At 66.3% G+C, this 15,504-nt stretch carries 14 protein-coding genes; 3 read left to right on the top strand and 11 right to left on the bottom strand.

All coding sequences use genetic code 11. The features are described from left to right. Positions 1-33 precede the first annotated feature (33 nt). On the top strand, positions 34-354 hold the full coding sequence (locus tag Q0326_RS04435; protein WP_298687534.1) for a hypothetical protein: 321 nt from the start codon (positions 34-36) through the stop codon (positions 352-354). Here the strand turns inward: Q0326_RS04435 and Q0326_RS04430 are convergent. Continuing rightward, entirely contained in the window at positions 314-778 is a 465-nt protein-coding gene (locus tag Q0326_RS04430) for a hypothetical protein (protein WP_298687532.1), read from the bottom strand. The genes Q0326_RS04435 and Q0326_RS04430 overlap by 41 nt on opposite strands. Between Q0326_RS04430 and cls the strand changes: the two genes are divergently transcribed. Further along, positions 762-2,174, top strand: a complete 1,413-nt coding sequence (gene cls / locus Q0326_RS04425; protein ID WP_298687530.1) for a cardiolipin synthase — start codon at positions 762-764, stop codon at positions 2,172-2,174. The two genes, Q0326_RS04430 and cls, sit on opposite strands and share 17 nt — an antisense overlap. A gap of 120 nt (positions 2,175-2,294) precedes the next feature. Here the strand turns inward: cls and Q0326_RS04420 are convergent, their stop codons facing one another. Both Q0326_RS04420 and Q0326_RS04415 read right to left on the bottom strand, forming a co-directional pair. Further along, positions 2,295-4,967 (bottom strand): hypothetical protein, encoded by a 2,673-nt coding sequence (locus Q0326_RS04420; RefSeq protein WP_298687528.1) that lies wholly within the window; start codon positions 4,965-4,967, stop codon positions 2,295-2,297. Positions 4,968-4,983: 16 nt separating this feature from the next. Continuing rightward, the gene (locus tag Q0326_RS04415; RefSeq protein ID WP_298687526.1) at positions 4,984-6,375 is read right to left on the bottom strand and encodes a hypothetical protein; all 1,392 of its coding nucleotides are present in this window, start codon (positions 6,373-6,375) and stop codon (positions 4,984-4,986) included. A gap of 83 nt (positions 6,376-6,458) precedes the next feature. On the opposite strand from Q0326_RS04415, the gene Q0326_RS04410 reads away from it, so the two are divergent. Continuing rightward, entirely contained in the window at positions 6,459-6,926 is a 468-nt protein-coding gene (locus tag Q0326_RS04410) for a hypothetical protein (protein ID WP_298687524.1), read from the top strand. Here the strand turns inward: Q0326_RS04410 and Q0326_RS04405 are convergent, their stop codons facing one another. From Q0326_RS04405 to Q0326_RS04370, 8 genes are all read right to left on the bottom strand, one after another. Beyond that, the gene (locus Q0326_RS04405) at positions 6,927-7,559 is read right to left on the bottom strand and encodes a glutathione S-transferase (protein ID WP_298687522.1); all 633 of its coding nucleotides are present in this window, start codon (positions 7,557-7,559) and stop codon (positions 6,927-6,929) included. Between the two features lie 311 nt (positions 7,560-7,870). Continuing rightward, entirely contained in the window at positions 7,871-9,463 is a 1,593-nt protein-coding gene (locus Q0326_RS04400; RefSeq protein WP_298687520.1) for an isocitrate lyase, read from the bottom strand. Between the two features lie 39 nt (positions 9,464-9,502). Then, the gene (locus Q0326_RS04395; RefSeq protein WP_298687518.1) at positions 9,503-9,682 is read right to left on the bottom strand and encodes a hypothetical protein; all 180 of its coding nucleotides are present in this window, start codon (positions 9,680-9,682) and stop codon (positions 9,503-9,505) included. Between the two features lie 222 nt (positions 9,683-9,904). Continuing rightward, positions 9,905-10,651, bottom strand: a complete 747-nt coding sequence (locus tag Q0326_RS04390) for an SDR family NAD(P)-dependent oxidoreductase (RefSeq protein ID WP_298687516.1) — start codon at positions 10,649-10,651, stop codon at positions 9,905-9,907. Between the two features lie 109 nt (positions 10,652-10,760). Next, positions 10,761-11,168 (bottom strand): hypothetical protein, encoded by a 408-nt coding sequence (locus tag Q0326_RS04385; protein WP_298687514.1) that lies wholly within the window; start codon positions 11,166-11,168, stop codon positions 10,761-10,763. 141 nt (positions 11,169-11,309) lie between these two features. Then, the gene (locus Q0326_RS04380; protein WP_298687511.1) at positions 11,310-11,459 is read right to left on the bottom strand and encodes a lmo0937 family membrane protein; all 150 of its coding nucleotides are present in this window, start codon (positions 11,457-11,459) and stop codon (positions 11,310-11,312) included. A 206-nt stretch (positions 11,460-11,665) separates the two neighbouring features. Next, a complete protein-coding gene (locus Q0326_RS04375; protein WP_298687509.1) occupies positions 11,666-12,793 on the bottom strand; it encodes a glycerophosphodiester phosphodiesterase in 1,128 nt (375 codons plus the stop codon). Between the two features lie 11 nt (positions 12,794-12,804). Continuing rightward, a complete protein-coding gene (locus tag Q0326_RS04370) occupies positions 12,805-15,309 on the bottom strand; it encodes a TonB-dependent receptor plug domain-containing protein (RefSeq protein ID WP_298687507.1) in 2,505 nt (834 codons plus the stop codon). Between the last annotated feature and the right edge of the window lie 195 nt (positions 15,310-15,504).

Below are 15,504 nucleotides of genomic sequence, written 5' to 3'. Positions count from 1 at the left end.
TAGACCTTGGTCGCACCGCAGCGATTATGGGACATGCGCGCGGTCGCGGTCCGGGACGCGTCCGCGGGGCGACGCTATCCGCCGCGACGCGGACCGTATCACGGCTGCCGCCGATGCCGCCCGATGCATCGCTCGTTTCTCTGCGGCCACGGGGTCCGCGACGCCACCGGATATGGGATGAGTGACTTTGACGACGCGCACGATCGCGCGACACGGATTCAACAGATGGCCGACGCGATGATCGCGCATCTTGGCGTCGACGCACAAGCCTTCGCCGCTCATCAGATGCGGTTCGCCACCGGCGAGGTGCTGCTTACTTGGACTGCGATCGCCGCTGAGATCGCGCGCCGCTGAGCCCGCCCTCGATGACCTGGACCGACAGCTCGAGGCGACGGTCGTCATAGACGTTGACCCAGGTGGCGCGGCGATGGTGCGACACGCCGGTGCCGTGATCGTCGGCAATCTCGAACGCCGACTCTACCGCCTGGCGAAGCGTATCGCAGCGGATGGCCACCTCAGGCGGTCCGTCGTCCGCAAACAGTAATCGCACCTCAAAAGCCATCAGATCGCCCGACTTTTCCCCGCGTCGATGCCGGGTCGTCGATCGCATCTGGGGGAATTCGGTTAAGATCGATAGGACCAAAGCCGCATAGACTATCGTCCTCAGACCAACGTCTAATCGGGCATCGGTCGAAATGGGATCGCCATCGCCCGAAAAGCGCGATGTTCCTGCTGCGGCGATGCGGCTAGGCTCGGCGGCGATGTCGATATCCAGCACGCACCTCGAGACCGCTTATTATATCCTCGAATGGGCGATCCGCATCGCCGCGGTGGCGATCGTGCCGCTGCGACGGCCGCCGGCCGCAGCGCGCGCCTGGCTGCTGCTGATCTTCTTTCTGCCAGTGCCCGGCGTGCTGCTGTTCCTGGCGATCGGCAGCCCGCGTTTTCCCAAATGGCGGACGGACCGCTTTCGCGCGCTGCGACCCTTTTTCGATGCGCTCGCGCAGCGCCTGCGAGACCGGGCGCCCGCCGATTGCGGCGCGGCGGACCCGATCGCCGACCTCTCGCGCCGGCTTGGCTACATGCCCGCGACCGGCGGCAACACGGTCGAGATGATCGACGATTATGACGGCGTCGTCGACCGGCTGGTCGCCGACATCGATGCCGCGCGGCGCTGCGTGCGCCTGCTGGTCTATATCTTCGCCGACGACGAGGTCGGACAGAAAGTCGCCGCCGCGCTCGGTCGCGCGGTCCAGCGCGGCGTGCATTGTCGCGTGATGGTCGACCCGGTCGGCTCGCACAAATGGATCCGCCGCTCGCGCGCCCTGCTGCGCGACAATGGCGTCGAGGTCGTCGAGGCGCTGCCGTTCCGCCTGCTCCGCGACCGCACCCGCCGCGACATGCGCAACCATCGCAAGCTGTTCGCGATCGACGGCTCGATCGGCTACGCGGGCTCGCAGAATCTCGTCTCGAAGACTTTCCGCAAGGGCGTGGTCAACCGCGAACTGGTCGTGCGCGTCACCGGGCCGGTGGTCGCCGAGATCGAGGCGGTGATCCGCGGCGACTGGTTTCTGGAGACGCAGACGCTGCCCGACAGCGAACTCGACATCCCGCCCGCCACAGGCGACGCGCAGGCGCAGCTGCTGCCGAGCGGATCGGACTATCCGCTCGAAGGCTTCGAGACGCTGCTCGTCTGGCAGACGCACCAGGCGCGCGAGCGCGTTGTCATAGCGACGCCCTATTTCATCCCCGACGAGGACGTGCTCGGGGCGATGCGCACCGCGGTGGTGCGCGGCGTCGAGGTGCATCTCGTGCTGTCCGAGGTGGTGGACCAGCGCATGGTCAACCTCGCTCAGCGCTCCTATTATGACGACCTGCTCAAGGCCGGCGTGCACATCCACCTGTTCCGCAACTTCCTGCTCCACGCCAAGAACGTCAGCATCGACGGGCGGCTGGCGATCATCGGATCGAGCAACGTCGACCTGCGCTCCTTCCAGCTCAACGAAGAGGCAAGCCTGCTGCTCTACGACGCGGCGTCGGTCGCGGCGCTCGAAAAGGTCCAGCGCGGCTATCTCGAGGGGAGCGACGAGGTCGAGCTCGAGACGTGGCGCCAGCGGCCGAAACTACAGAAGCTCCTCGAAAATCTGGCGCGGCTGGTGGGCTCGCTGTTCTGAGCCGTCCACTCGTTCCCCGGCGCAGGCCGATGCCCAGGCCCGGAGCAGCTGGCAGGCGCACCGTCCGATACGCAACGTGGGGCCTGGGCCCCGCGGCCTTCGCCGGGGAACGGCCCGCGCCTATTCCGCCGCCTTGCGCGGCTGCAGCAGCAGCGCGACCAGCCCCGACCAGCCGGTCTGGTGCATCGCGCCAAGCCCTGCGCCGGTCTCGCCGTGGAAATATTCATGGAAGGGGATCAGGTCGCGGAAGTGCGGATCGTCCTGCAGCAATGGGCTTGCCCCCAGCACCGGGCGGTGCCCGTCGGCGTCGCGCAGGAACAGCGTCGTCAGGCGCCGCGACAGTTCGGCGGCGACGTCTGCCAGCGAGGTCTTGTGACCCGATCCGGTCGGCAGCTCGATGACGATGTCCTGGCCGTAGAACGCCTCGAACTCGTAGAGCGCCTCGATCAGCAGATAGTTGATCGGCATCCACACCGGCCCGCGCCAGTTGGAATTGCCGCCGAACATCACGGTCGTCGACTCGCCCGGCTCGTAATCGACCGAAAAACGGGTGCCGCCCGCATCATAGCTATAGGGGGCCGCCGCGTGGACCTTCGAGACCGAGCGGACACCGTGGTCGGACAAGAACTCATTCTCGTCGAGCATGCGGCCGAGCAGCCGAGTCATCCGCGTCGCGCGCAACAGCGAGAGCAGCATCCGCCCGTCCTTGCCCGGCTCCGACCAGCGCGACACGAGCTGCGCGAGATCGGGGCGATGCGACAACGTCCATTTGAGGCGCTCGGCAAACGCCGGGTGGCGCTCGGCGGTGCGCCCGCTCAGCACCTCGACCGCGCAGAGCGGAATCAGCCCGACCAGCGAGCGGACGCGCAGCGGCACCCGCCGGCCGTCGTCGAGATCGAGCATGTCGTAATAGAAGCCGTCCTGCTCGTCCCACAGGCCGGTGCCGCTTGCCTCCTTGGTGCCGTCCTCGCCGCCGAGGTCGGTCATCGCTTCGGCGATCAGCAGGAAATGGTCGAAATATTTGGTCGCGATATCCTCGTAGACCGGGTTGGTCAGCGATAGCTCGAGCGCCATCCGCATCAGGTCGAGCGCGTACATCGCCATCCAGGCGGTGCCGTCGGCCTGGGCTATGTGCCCGCCGGTGGGCAGCGGCTTGGAGCGGTCGAACACGCCGATATTGTCGAGCCCGAGGAACCCGCCCTGGAAGACGTTGCGGCCGTCGGGATCCTCGCGGTTCACCCACCAGGTGAAGTTGAGCATCAGCTTGTGAAGCATCCGCTCGAGAAAGGCGCGGTCGCCCTGCCCGCACGCCGCGGTCTCCATCCGGTAGATGCGCAGCGCCGCCCACGCCTGGACGGGCGGATTGACGTCGCCGAACGCCCACTCATAGGCGGGCAGCTGGCCGTTGGGGCTCATATAGCGCTCGTCGGTGAGCAGCAGCAGCTGGCGCTTGGCGAAGGCGGGGTCGATCAGCGCGAAGGTGACGCAGTGGAAGGCCAGGTCCCACGAGGCGTACCAGGGATATTCCCAGGTGTCGGGCATCGAGATGATGTCGGCATTGTCGAGATGCTGCCAATTGCCGTCGCGGCCCATGCGGCGCTCCGGCGGCGGCGCGGGCTGGGTCGGGTCGCCGGCAAGCCAGCGGCGGACGTTGAAGGCATAATATTGCTTGGACCACAGCATGCCCGCGAGCGCCTGGCGCTGGACGAGCCGCTGGTCGGCGTCCGCAATGCCCTGCTGGAGCGTCGCGTAAAAGGCGTCGGCCTCGGCGATGCGGTCGGCGAACACGGCGTCGAACGCGGCGGCGTCGAGCTTGGCCGACGCAGCTGGCGCGAAGCGGAAGCGCAGCGTGACGGTAGCGCCGGCGGCGATGTCGAGCTGGGTCCAGGCGGCGCATTTGGTGCCGCTCGCGCCCACCGCGGCAAGATCGCCGCCCACGACGCGGTCGTTGATCCCGTCCTTGACCAGGCCGGCGTTGGGACGTTCGAAGAGCCGCTCGTCGTTGGTGTCGTTCTCGCAGAACAGATAGTCGGCGGGCTGCAGCGCCTCGAACCGGCACGGCGCATCGCCGTCTCGCGTCGCCTCGACCGTTCCATCGGGGCCGGATGTGAGCGACGGCCGCGGCGCGCCTTCATCCCAGGACCAGGTGTTGCGCGCCCACAGATGCGGCAGCACGTGCAGGGGCGCCGCATCCGGCCCGCGATTGTCGATCGTGACCCGCATCAGTATGTCGTCGGGGCCGGCCTTGGCATAATCGATAGCGACGTCGAAATAGCGGCGCTCGTCGAACAGGCCGGTGTCGATCAGCTCATATTCGGGCAGATTACGGCCCTTGCGGCGGGCATTTTCCTCGACCAGATCGTCATAGGGGAAGGCGCCCTGCGGATATTTGTAGAGCATCCGCATATAGCTGTGCGTCGGCGTGCCATCGAGATACCAATAGAGCTCCTTCACGTCTTCGCCGTGATTGCCCTCCTCGTTGGTGAGGCCGAACATCCGCTCCTTGAGGATCGGGTCGCGGCCGTTCCAGAGCGCGAGTGCGAGGCACCAGAGCTGCTTGTCGTCGCTATAGCCGGCGATGCCGTCCTCGCTCCAGCGATAGGCGCGCGAGCGGGCATGGTCGTGCGGGAAATAGGCCCAGGCATCGCCGCCGGCACTATAATCCTCACGCACCGTGCCCCATTGCCGTTCGGCCAGATACGGCCCCCAGCGTTGCCAGGCGGGATCGGCGAGGCGCCGGCCCTCGACGGTCTGCTGGAGTTCGGACGATTGCGCGTCGGGGGTCTGGGGCATGGGGTCCTTCGCGAGTTCAGAGGCGTGCGGCGACGCACAGGAGGAGGACGAGCACCAACGGCGCGAAGGCCATGATGAGCGCGCGCCGCGCAACCCCGCGGGCGTCGGCGAGCGTGATGACAGTCGCAAGCGCGATCCCCGTCATCGTCCAAAAATGATAGCGCACCTCGGAGGCGACGCTGAGCGGAAGATAGCTCATCCCGTAGAGCCAAGCCGACAGCGCCAGCGGCAGCGCGATCGATCCGCTGCACTGAGACCAGGCGAGTGCCAGCGTTCCCAATCCGAGCGCGAGCCAGCAGATCGGCCAGCCGAGCGGCGTGCGACCGCTCCAGCTCGCCACTGCGGCGATCGCGTCGCGCAGCCTGCTCGGCGCAAGCTGAAAGCTCCAGGGATTGGGATCGGTCTGGAGCGACAGCGTCGGCAGATCGGCGTCGTGGACGAGGAAACGGCTGTTGTCGTTGAAATGCGCGAGGCGATGCTGTGCGTACGCCAGAGGATGCGCGGCGATCGCCTTCGCCCAGACAAGGTACGGGTTGAGGTGCTGCGCGGCGAACGCCGGCTGCAGATCGGCAAAGCCGATCGGGCACGGGTCGGGACCCCACCAGGCGTAGGCGTCCCACGACACCGGCTGGTAGCAGTGCGCGTTGACCGCGACCGGATCGGCGATGGCGACAGGCGGGAAGACGTCGACTCCGGCGAACCGGCCAATCCCGCCGAGATCGAAGATCACCAGCGACAATTCGACTCCGCTGCGCTCGGCATGGAGCAGCCGGTTGGCGACGGGCATCGCCAGCACCAGCGGGATCGCGGAGATCGCAGTTACCAGCGCGAGCCGGATGCGCGTGCGCCGCCACCCCCCGGGCAAGGCCGCGACGAACAGCGGAAGGCAGGCAGGCACTGCGTTGAAGCGGAGCGTCGCTGCGGCGACGAGGAGCAGGATGGCGACGATCCGCGGAAGCCGTTGGTCGGGACGCGCGATCGCGATCAGCCCGGCAGCGGACAGCAACGCACCCGCCATCAGGCTGTCCTTGAGCACCGTACCGACTAGCAGGAAGGGGATCGGCAGCAGCGCGCAGGCAAGGATCGCAGACGCGAGGCGTCGTCGCTCCGCGCGCAAGGCGGCCGCCGCAAGCAGCGCGAACCCGCCCCAATAGAGCAGCGCCTGCAGCGCGAGCATCGGCGCCGGCCCGCTATCGATGACGAGCAGCTGCCGCCACAGCCAGTTCATCGCCGGCGGGTGCCAATCGTCGTAATGCCCGCTCAGCGCCTGGTGATATTGCCGGATCGCGTCCCAGATCATGATCCCGGGCCAGAACGCCGCCAGCTGCACCGCCGCCGCCGCCAACAGCGCCAGGCCGGCGTGCCACGCGCCGATCTTCCGATTTCGAAGGCCCCCCGTCTCGATCATCGCTGAGCGATCCGCGAAGCGCGCGGCCGCGTCAATCGCCGGACGTCATTCCTTCGGCGGAGATCCATGCTATTCGTCGCGTCATGCTCGATCTGTTCACCCTTCCCGGCCGCTGGCTGACACGTCTCGGCGGGCGCGCCGCCGCCCGGCGGACGGACGGCCGCCTGCCGCTGCTTCTCTCCATCCTCGTCTATCTCGCACTTGCCGTGCTGATCCTGCTCGCGACGTATCGCCATCAGGCGGCGCGCGTCGAGGTCGCCGCGCCGCCGATCGCTGCGACATCGCAGCCGTCAGCGCCCAGTGTCGCTACGCCGCCACCGCTGGTCGGCCCGGGCGGCTTCGCCCCGCTCCAATCACAGGCGGTAAAGGATGCGATCCACCGCGCGCTTGCCACCGGCACGACGCAACGCTGGCAGGACGGCATGCTGAGCGGCTATGCCGTGCCCAGCCTCACCACCGGCGCCAATGGCTGCCGCGCGATCCGCTATACGATCGACCAGCAGGCAGGAGCCTATGGGTCGATCACCGCCTGTGACGCCTCGGGACATTGATCATGAGCCGCCGCGCGGATGCATCGGCCCGCCGATCTCGAGCGCCTTGGCGAGCGCCGGCCGCGCGCGCAGCGTCTCGAGATAGGCGTCGAGCTGGGGATGCGCGGTGAGCATCCCCGACGACTGAGCGACATCGAGCAGATAGGCGAGCTGGATGTCGGCGATGGTGAAGGTTTCGCCCATCAGATAGGGGCCGCCCGCCCGCAGCCGTGCAGCGATATAGGCGAACGCCTTCTCGCGCTCCGAATCGGCGAAGCCCCGCATCACGTCGGGCAGCCCGCCCATCATGCCGCCGAACAGCGTCATCATGATCGGCAGCGCCGCCGAGCTCTCGCCATATTGCAGCCACTCGTCGTGCAGCGCCGCCTCTGCCGTGCCGGCGGGCGGCAGGAAATCGCCGTCGCCGTAGCGGGTCGCGAGATAGGTCAGGATCGTCGCGCTTTCGGCGAGTGTCAGCTCGTCGTCTTCCAGCACCGGCGCCTTGCCAAGCGGGTGGACCGCCTTGAGCGTCTCGGGCGCGCGGAACCCCGGCGTGCGCTCGTAGCGGACCAGATCATAGTCGATGCCCAGCTCCTCGAGCAGCCACAGCACGCGGGTCGAACGCGAGAAATTGAGATGATGGAGCGTGAGCATGATCGGGGCTTTCGCGAACGGAGACGGACACTCCAACGGCAGCGGCCCGGCGAAAGTTGCCGCGCCCCGCCGAACGCGATCCCATTTTCGGTCCAATCCACCGTGCGCGCACGACAAAGGTCGAATTCGGACGATTTCCGATTAAGCGCGACGCCGCATCGCCGTTAATCTCATCGAGCAACCCGCTCCCGCTACGCCGCCTCACCGCTCCCCCGAGGCGGCGTAGCGGTCGGGTTGCCAGACACGCGACATGAGACGGCCCGGGCGCGAACGCACCCGGGCCGCAGCATCCTCTCGCGACGACCGTCCGCTTAGGCGAACTGGTTCATCGTATTGTGCGCGCCGCCCGCCTTGAGCGCGGCCTCGCCGGCAAAATAGTCCTTGTGATCGTCGCCCAGGTCCGACCCCGACATATTCTGGTGGCGGACGCAGGCGATGCCCTCGCGGATCTCCTTGCGCTGCACGTCGCGGACATAGCCCAGCATCCCCGCCTCGCCGAAATATTCGCGGGCGAGATTGTCGGTCGACAGCGCCGCCGTATGATAGGTCGGCAGCGTGATCAGATGATGGAAGATGCCCGCGCGCTTGGCCGCATCCTTCTGGAAGGTGCGGATCCGCTCGTCGGCCTCGTGCGCCAGTTCGGTGGTGTCGTAGATCACGCTCATCAGCGCGCCACGCTCATAGGCGGAGACGTCCCTGCCCGCCTCGGCCCAGGCGTCGTACACTTGCTGGCGGAAGTTGAGCGTCCAGTTGAACGAGGGCGAGTTGTTGTAGACCAGCTTGGCGTTGGGGACGACCTCGCGGATGCGATCGACCATGCTGGCGATCTGCTCGATATGCGGCTTCTCGGTCTCGATCCACAGCAGGTCGGCGCCGTGCTGGAGCGAGGTGATGCAGTCGAGCACGCAGCGATCGGCGCCCGTCCCGGCGCGGAACTGGTAGAGGTTGCTGGGCAACCGCTTGGGGCGCAGCATCCGGCCGTCGCGGTTGATCAGCACGTCGCCGTTGCGGGCGGTCTCGGGCGTGACCTCCTCGCAGTCGAGGAAGCTGTTATACTGGTCGCCGAGATCGCCGGGCTCGGTCGAGACCGCGATCTGCTTGGTGAGACCGGCGCCCAGGGAATCGGTGCGCGTGACGATGATCCCGTCCTCGACGCCGAGCTCGAGGAAGGCGTAGCGGCAGGCGCGGACCTTCGCGAGGAAGTCCTCGTGCGGCACGGTGACCTTGCCGTCCTGATGCCCGCACTGCTTTTCGTCGGAGACCTGGTTCTCGATCTGCAGCGCGCAGGCGCCCGCCTCGATCATCTTGCGCGCGAGCAGATAGGTCGCCTCGGCATTGCCGAAGCCGGCGTCGATGTCCGCGATGATCGGGACGACGTGAGTCTGGAAATTCTCCACCTGATCGAGCAGCGCGGCTTCCTTCGCGGCATCACCCGCATCGCGGACGGCGTCGAGTTGCCGGAACAGGCCGCCCAGTTCGCGCGCGTCGGCTTGACGCAGGAAGGTGTAGAGTTCCTCGATCAGCGCGGGCACGCTGGTCTTCTCGTGCATCGACTGATCAGGCAGCGGCCCGAAATCGGAGCGCAGCGCGGCGACCATCCAGCCCGACAGGTACAGATATCTGCCCTTGGTCGTGCCGAAATGCTTTTTCACCGCGATCATCTTCTGCTGGCCGATGAAGCCGTGCCAGCAGCCGAGCGACTGGGTGTAGGCGGCGGGATCGGCGTCATAGGCCGCCATGTCGCGGCGCATTATCGCAGCGGTGTAGCGCGCGATGTCGAGCCCGGTCTGGAAGCGGTTCTGCAACCGCATGCGGGCGACCGCCTCGGCGTCGATGCCGTCCCATGTGCCGTTGTATTTGCGGATCAGCGTATGCGTGTCGGTGATATGGCTCTGATAGGTCATGATTGTCCTGGCATCTCGAACGAAACGATATTTTCGGGATCAGCGCAGCCGGCCGAGCCGGTGATAGAGATTGCTGAACTTCACCGATTCCGGTTCGTCCTGGATAACCTGGAGATAGTGCGAGACCGCGGTGCGCAGCAGGCCGAAATCCTCGGTCGAGAACACGGCGCGGGCGCGGGCCGGCTCGGGACGGGTCAGGGTTTCGGGTTGGGTAGACATTGCGCGCTCCTTTGCGGCTGGCAGGCGATGCCAGCGGGATGGAGCGCATCAGCGCAGCTGGGAAGGACGATCAGTGACGCGAAGTCGGATCGTGACTTGTCTTGCGTGTCATGATGTGACTTGCTGACATGGGCCGTCGGTTATTGCGAACGCCGCGCCGCGTCCCTGAGCGTCGCGCGCCGGGCATGTTTCTTAGTCGCTTCGCAAGGACGAACGACCGGCTCAGCCTTCGCGGGCGACCTGGAAGCCGGCGAAGGACTGGCTGACCGGCATCAGCTCGAGACTGTTGATGTTGAGGTGCGGCGGTAGGCTTGCAACCCACAACATGGTCTGTGCGATGTCTTCGCCGGTCATCGGGTTAGACCCCGCATAGAGCTTGTCCGAGGCCGCCTTGTCGCCGGTGCGGACGGTCGTGAACTCGGTCTCGACCATCCCTGGCTCGATCGAGGTGACGCGCACGCCGGTGCCGTGCAGGTCCGAGCGCAGGCACAGGCTGAACTGGCGCGCGAATGCCTTGGTCGCGCCGTAGACGTTGCCGCCGGTATAGGGATAGTTGGCAGCGACCGACGACAGGTTGATGATCGCCCCCTTGCGCGCGATCAGGCCGGGAAGCAGCAGCCGCGTCATCGCCACCAGGGCAACGACGTTGGTGTCGATCATCGTCATCCAGTCGTCGAGCTTCGTCTCCTGTGCGGGGGCTGTGCCGAGCGCCAAGCCGGCATTATTGACCAGCAGATCGACGTCGCGAAAGCCATCGGGCAGGTCGCGCAGCGCCTGTTCGCGCGCCGCCTCGTCACGGATATCGAAGGCGATGGTGTGCAGCGTGTCGCGGCCGATCTCGTCGGCGAGCGCTTCGAGCCGGTCGGCGCGGCGCCCGGTGCCGATCACGCGCCAGCCGGCGCCCGCAAATGCGCGCACCGCGGCCTCGCCAATTCCTGCCGTGGCTCCGGTGACGATCGCGGTCTTCATGCGGGCATTCCTTTCGATGACAAGGGCGATCTCGCCGGATCGGATGATGCGACAGCGGCAGGGCTCCCCTGCCTCACGGCGTTCCTCCGGTCAAAAAAACGCCGCGGCGTCACTTACCGGTCAGGCTCATCATCATCGTCGCAAGCTTGCGCTCCTGCTGGTCAACGACGCCGTCATGGTTGGTGTCGGCCATGTCAAACAATTGCAGCGGGTGCGCCTCGGCTTCGGCAAGCGTGACGCGGCCGTCGCCCTTGGCATCGGCATGGTCGAACCAATGGCCGCCGACATGGCCGAACGGACCGCCCGCGCCGGGTGCCTGCGCCGCATGATAGGCTTCGAATTCGGCGCGGGTGACGATGCCGTCGTGATTGGCGTCCATCGCCGCAAACTGCTTCTTGACGACGCCGATCACCTCGCTGCGGGCGATCGGCCGGTCTGGTAAGCTAGCGGGGCTCTGCGCCAGCACGGGAGCTACGAATAGGAAGGCGGCAGCGGCCGCAGCAAGCGTCTTGGTCATCACGTCACCCGCAAGGATTGGAGACCCGCCGGTTGGCGCAGACCGCCTGTATCCAGCTTGAATGAGCGACCCGCGGCCGCACGCCGCGCCGCGGACATCGCACGCCGCCGCTCCGCGCGCGGAACGGCGGCGCGGACAGGCCTATATTGCGCGACGACCGGTGATGAAGTGCAGCACGATCATGATCACGGCGATCACGAGCAGGATGTGGATCAGGCCACCGGCGACGTGGAAGGCGAAGAAGCCCAGCAGCCACATGACGACGAGTACGGCGGCGATGATTCCCAGCATCTTGAAGCTCCTAGCGACCCGCCGGCCTGCCATGATCGGCGCCGGTCGGGATTGTTTCGGTAACGTATGCTTTGGCGCACAGGTTCCGTCACGGTATCAAGTCAGATGGAAGACGCGCGATACGCGCGTCATGTCCGCGCCGGCGGACCCCACAGACGCTGCGCGCAACAAATAGGCACCGCAACTAGGAATCGCGGACCGGGCTGCTAAAGCGGTTCACCGGCGAAGCCCGAGGTTCCCAAGGCCTGTCGCCCGAGCGCGGGATCGTCGGTGAAGAAGCCGTCTATGCCCGCCGCGAGGCAGGCACGTATCTCGGCAACGGAGCCGGCCGGATTGCGTGCGGCAGGCCCGGCGTCGGTTTGGAAATTCTTGGCGAGGAAATAGTTTTCCGGCCGGAAGGTCCACGGCATCACGACCAGCCCGGCCGTGTGCGCGTCCGAGGTGACCGGTGCCACGGCCGCCAGCCGCCCATCACGCCCAAGCGGGATGATCGTACGCGTGTCGGGTGCGAGGATGTCGGCGTAGGTCGCGATCTCGGCAAGACCGGCCGGCGCCATCATCTGCCGGAAGGTCAGCGCGCCGCCCGCCTTGACGACATCGGCAGGCCGCATGTCGGCACCGACGGTCAGCTGCATCAGCCGCGTGTTCGTAGGCCGACCGAGCTTCGACCGCAGATAGCGGAGGTTGGCGATCTCGAACGACTGGATCACCAGCGGCGCGCGACGCGTATAGTCGTGCGCCGCCAGCGTTGCGAGGAAGCGATCCTCGAGCGGCATGCCGATCCCGGCGAAGTAGGTCGAGTGTTTGAGCTCGGGCACCAGACCGATCTTGCGGCCGCGCGCGAGCGACTCCGCCGCCGCGAAGTCGATCATCTCTTGCCAGGTGACGAGATCGAAGCGGCCATCGAGCGCGGCATTTTGCGGCCGCAGCTTAGGCAGCCGCTCGATCGCGCGCAGCGTCTTCAGCTCGGCGAGCGTGAAATCCTCGACGAACCAGCCGATCTGCTTCTCGCCGTCCACCATCTTCTCGGTCTTGCGATCAGCGAACTCGGGATGGCGCGCAATGTCGGTGGTCTCGGCGATGTTGTTTTCGTGCCGGATGATCAGCACGCCATCCTTGCTGATCACCAGATCGGGCTCGATGAAGTCCGCGCCGTCCTGCACCGCCTTGGCGTAGGAGGCGATGGTATGTTCGGGCCTGAGCGCCGAGACGCCACGATGCCCGAACACCTGCACGTCCCGCCGCGCGGGTCTGCCCAGCGTCGCCGCGGCGCTGGACGATGCCAGCAACGCCGCACCCGCTGCCGTCATCGTCTCGCGCCGCGTCATCGTCATCGTCTCGTTCCTCAGAAGCCGAAGCGGACCGTACCGAACCATTCGCGCGGCGCCAGCGGGAAGGCGTTGTAGGTGCCCGACGCCGCCGCGATGGTCAGCGTCGAATCCGCCTTCTTGTTGGTCAGGTTGGTGACGTTGAGGCTGACGCCCAGCGTCTTGATGAAGCGGTTGTCGAGCGGGATCGTGGCGCCCAGCCGCGCCGACATGGTGAAATAGCCCGGCACCGAGAGATCGTTCGTATAGGTCGCGTAGCGCTTGCCGAGATAGTCGCCGATCAGCTGCGCGTCGAATATCCCATAGTTGGCGGATGCGACGAACTTGTTCAGCCATGCCGGCGAGCCGGGCACCTTCTTGCCCTTGGTCAGCACGAGCATCTGCGCGGTGCCCGCACCCGTCGTGTAATTCTGCTCGAAGCGCGAATTATTGTAGGACAGCGCATCGTAGAGCGAGAAATGCGAGCCGAAATGCAGCGTACCTGCGATGTCGACGCCGTCGGTCTTCACGTTGCCGACGTTCTGGAGGATCGCCGCGCCGCTGACGATCGAGGTGATGACGGTGGTCGGGCTGATCGCCAGCAACCGGTTCTTGAAGTCGACATGATAATAGCTGACCTGGCCCTCGAAACCGGTGATCGGCCCCAGATCGAGCGCGCGCTGCGTGCGTGCGCCGGCCTCGTAGGTCCAGCTCGTCTCGGGCTTCACGTTCTGCTTGAACTGGTCGAACACCTGCTGGCTGCCCAGCGCGAAGGGCGACAGGCCCGAGGCGGCGCTGGTCTGGAACTGGCGGATGTTCTTCTGAGCGTTGACGAAGATCTGCTCGTGCTGGGTCACGTCCCACAGACCGCCCACCTGCGGCAGGAACGGCGTGCTGGTGTTGAGCTTGCCCACCGGCAGCGCGGTCGAGCCCGAGAAGGAGCCCGGGATGGGCTGGACGGGTACGCGCTGCGAGGCGTCCTGGAAGGTGCTCTTGAAGCCGCCGAGGATGGTGACGGTCGGCAGCACGTGCCAGCTGTCCTGGATGTGCGTCTGATATTCGTCGACGCGGACCTGGCTGCCATATTGGGTGATCAGCGGCGTCTCGTAATCGGCCGGACGCGTATAGTTCGAAGTCGGGTTGTTGACGTCGTCGGCATACCAGCGGCGATAGGCGGACGAGCTCTGATGCTCGTACCAGCCGCCGAGCTCGATCTGATGCTTGCCGAGATCGACGTGCAGCGTCGAGAGGATGCCTTCGCGGTCGATGCGATATTCGGTGGTGCGCGTAGCGAGCCCCGAACCGCCGAAGATGTTCGAGACGCGCGCGAGGTTCGCGGGCGTCGCCGCCGTCGCGGTCGAGCAGGCCTGCCCGGCGACCGGGAAATAGCAGGAGAACAGCCCGACCAGACCCGCCGCGGAGACGGGTCCCGAGACGACGCCGACGCCATCGTCATGATGATAATAAGCCTGGTTGGACCAATGGACCCTGTCGCTGACGTTCCAGTCATATTTGGCGTAGACGAGATAGTCGGTGCGCTGGGCGTCGCTGTAATAGTTGCGATAATTGTCGCCCGCAGCGTTATACGCGGCGGATCCGGCATAGCCATTTTGGGCCGACGGATAATAGGCCTCGGCCCCTGCGAAATTGGGAAAGTAGAAGGGGCGCGTATAAGGCACGTTGCCCGCCGCCTCGGTAAGTCCCGTGCTGGCGATCTTCTTGGCCGGATTGACGACGGTGGCGTCTTCGTTGGGCTCGGTCTTGTCCGAATAGACGCCGTATATGGTCAGCTTGCCGGTCGCGTCGTCGTGGACGAACTTGGCGTCGGCCTGATAGCCGCCCTGATGGCCGTTGAAGTCCCATGCCTTGGCGTCCTGCCGCACGCCCGAGGCATAGAAGCTGTTGCCGTTGCCGAAGGTACCGCTGTCGATCCGCGCATAGGTGCGGAATGCCGAATAGCTGCCGAAGGTCTGCTCGAGCACGGCGCCGCGCTCGGCCTTGGGATCGCTCGAGAAGGTGTCGATCGTGCCGCCGAGATTGCTGGTCGAGGCGGTGCCGAGATCGCCCGCGCCGGACGCCAGCGTCACGCGACCAACGTCTTCGGAAATGATCGCGCGCTGTGGCGAGAGGCCGTTGTAATTGCCGTAGGTCTGGTCGCCGAGCGGGATGCCGTCGAGCGTATAGCCGAGCTGCGACGCACTGAATCCGTGAACGTAGAGCGAGATGTTTTGCTCGTTATTGCCCCACGGATCCGCGGTGAGGAAGGTCACGCCCGGCAGCGTCTGGAGGGCCTTGAGCGGGCTGATGCCCGGCAGGATCTTCTGGATCTCCTTGCCCTCGAGCGTGACGACCGAGCGCGTCCGGCGCGAGGTGACGATGATCGCGGCATTGGGCTGGTTGTCGGTTGCGTCCGCACCCGGCTGGGTCGGCTCGGCGGCAGGTGCGGCGGCGGCAATCGTGCCGTCGGCGGCATAGGCCGCGACCGGGAGGCCGAAGGCGCAGCTCGCGGACAAGGCAAGCAGGGTCGGGCGAGACAAACGCATGGAAAACATCCCCTTGGAGCTGCTGCGGTGCAGCGTTGAGGGGCCGATAGGGATGGTTTCGGACAGTCTCGTGACGGTTTGGTATCGACTATGTGACGCGCGGCCGAAACATTTTCGCCAGCTCCCTCCCGCTCGGGATCGGCGGTGGACAGCTACGCTGGCCCGGCGGTAAGGGCGCGCGAACAAGGGGAATTT

The sequence above is a fragment of the uncultured Sphingomonas sp. genome, from assembly GCF_937859915.1.
Classification (GTDB): domain Bacteria; phylum Pseudomonadota; class Alphaproteobacteria; order Sphingomonadales; family Sphingomonadaceae; genus Solisphingomonas.
This window is presented reverse-complemented; position numbering and strand designations above follow the sequence as displayed.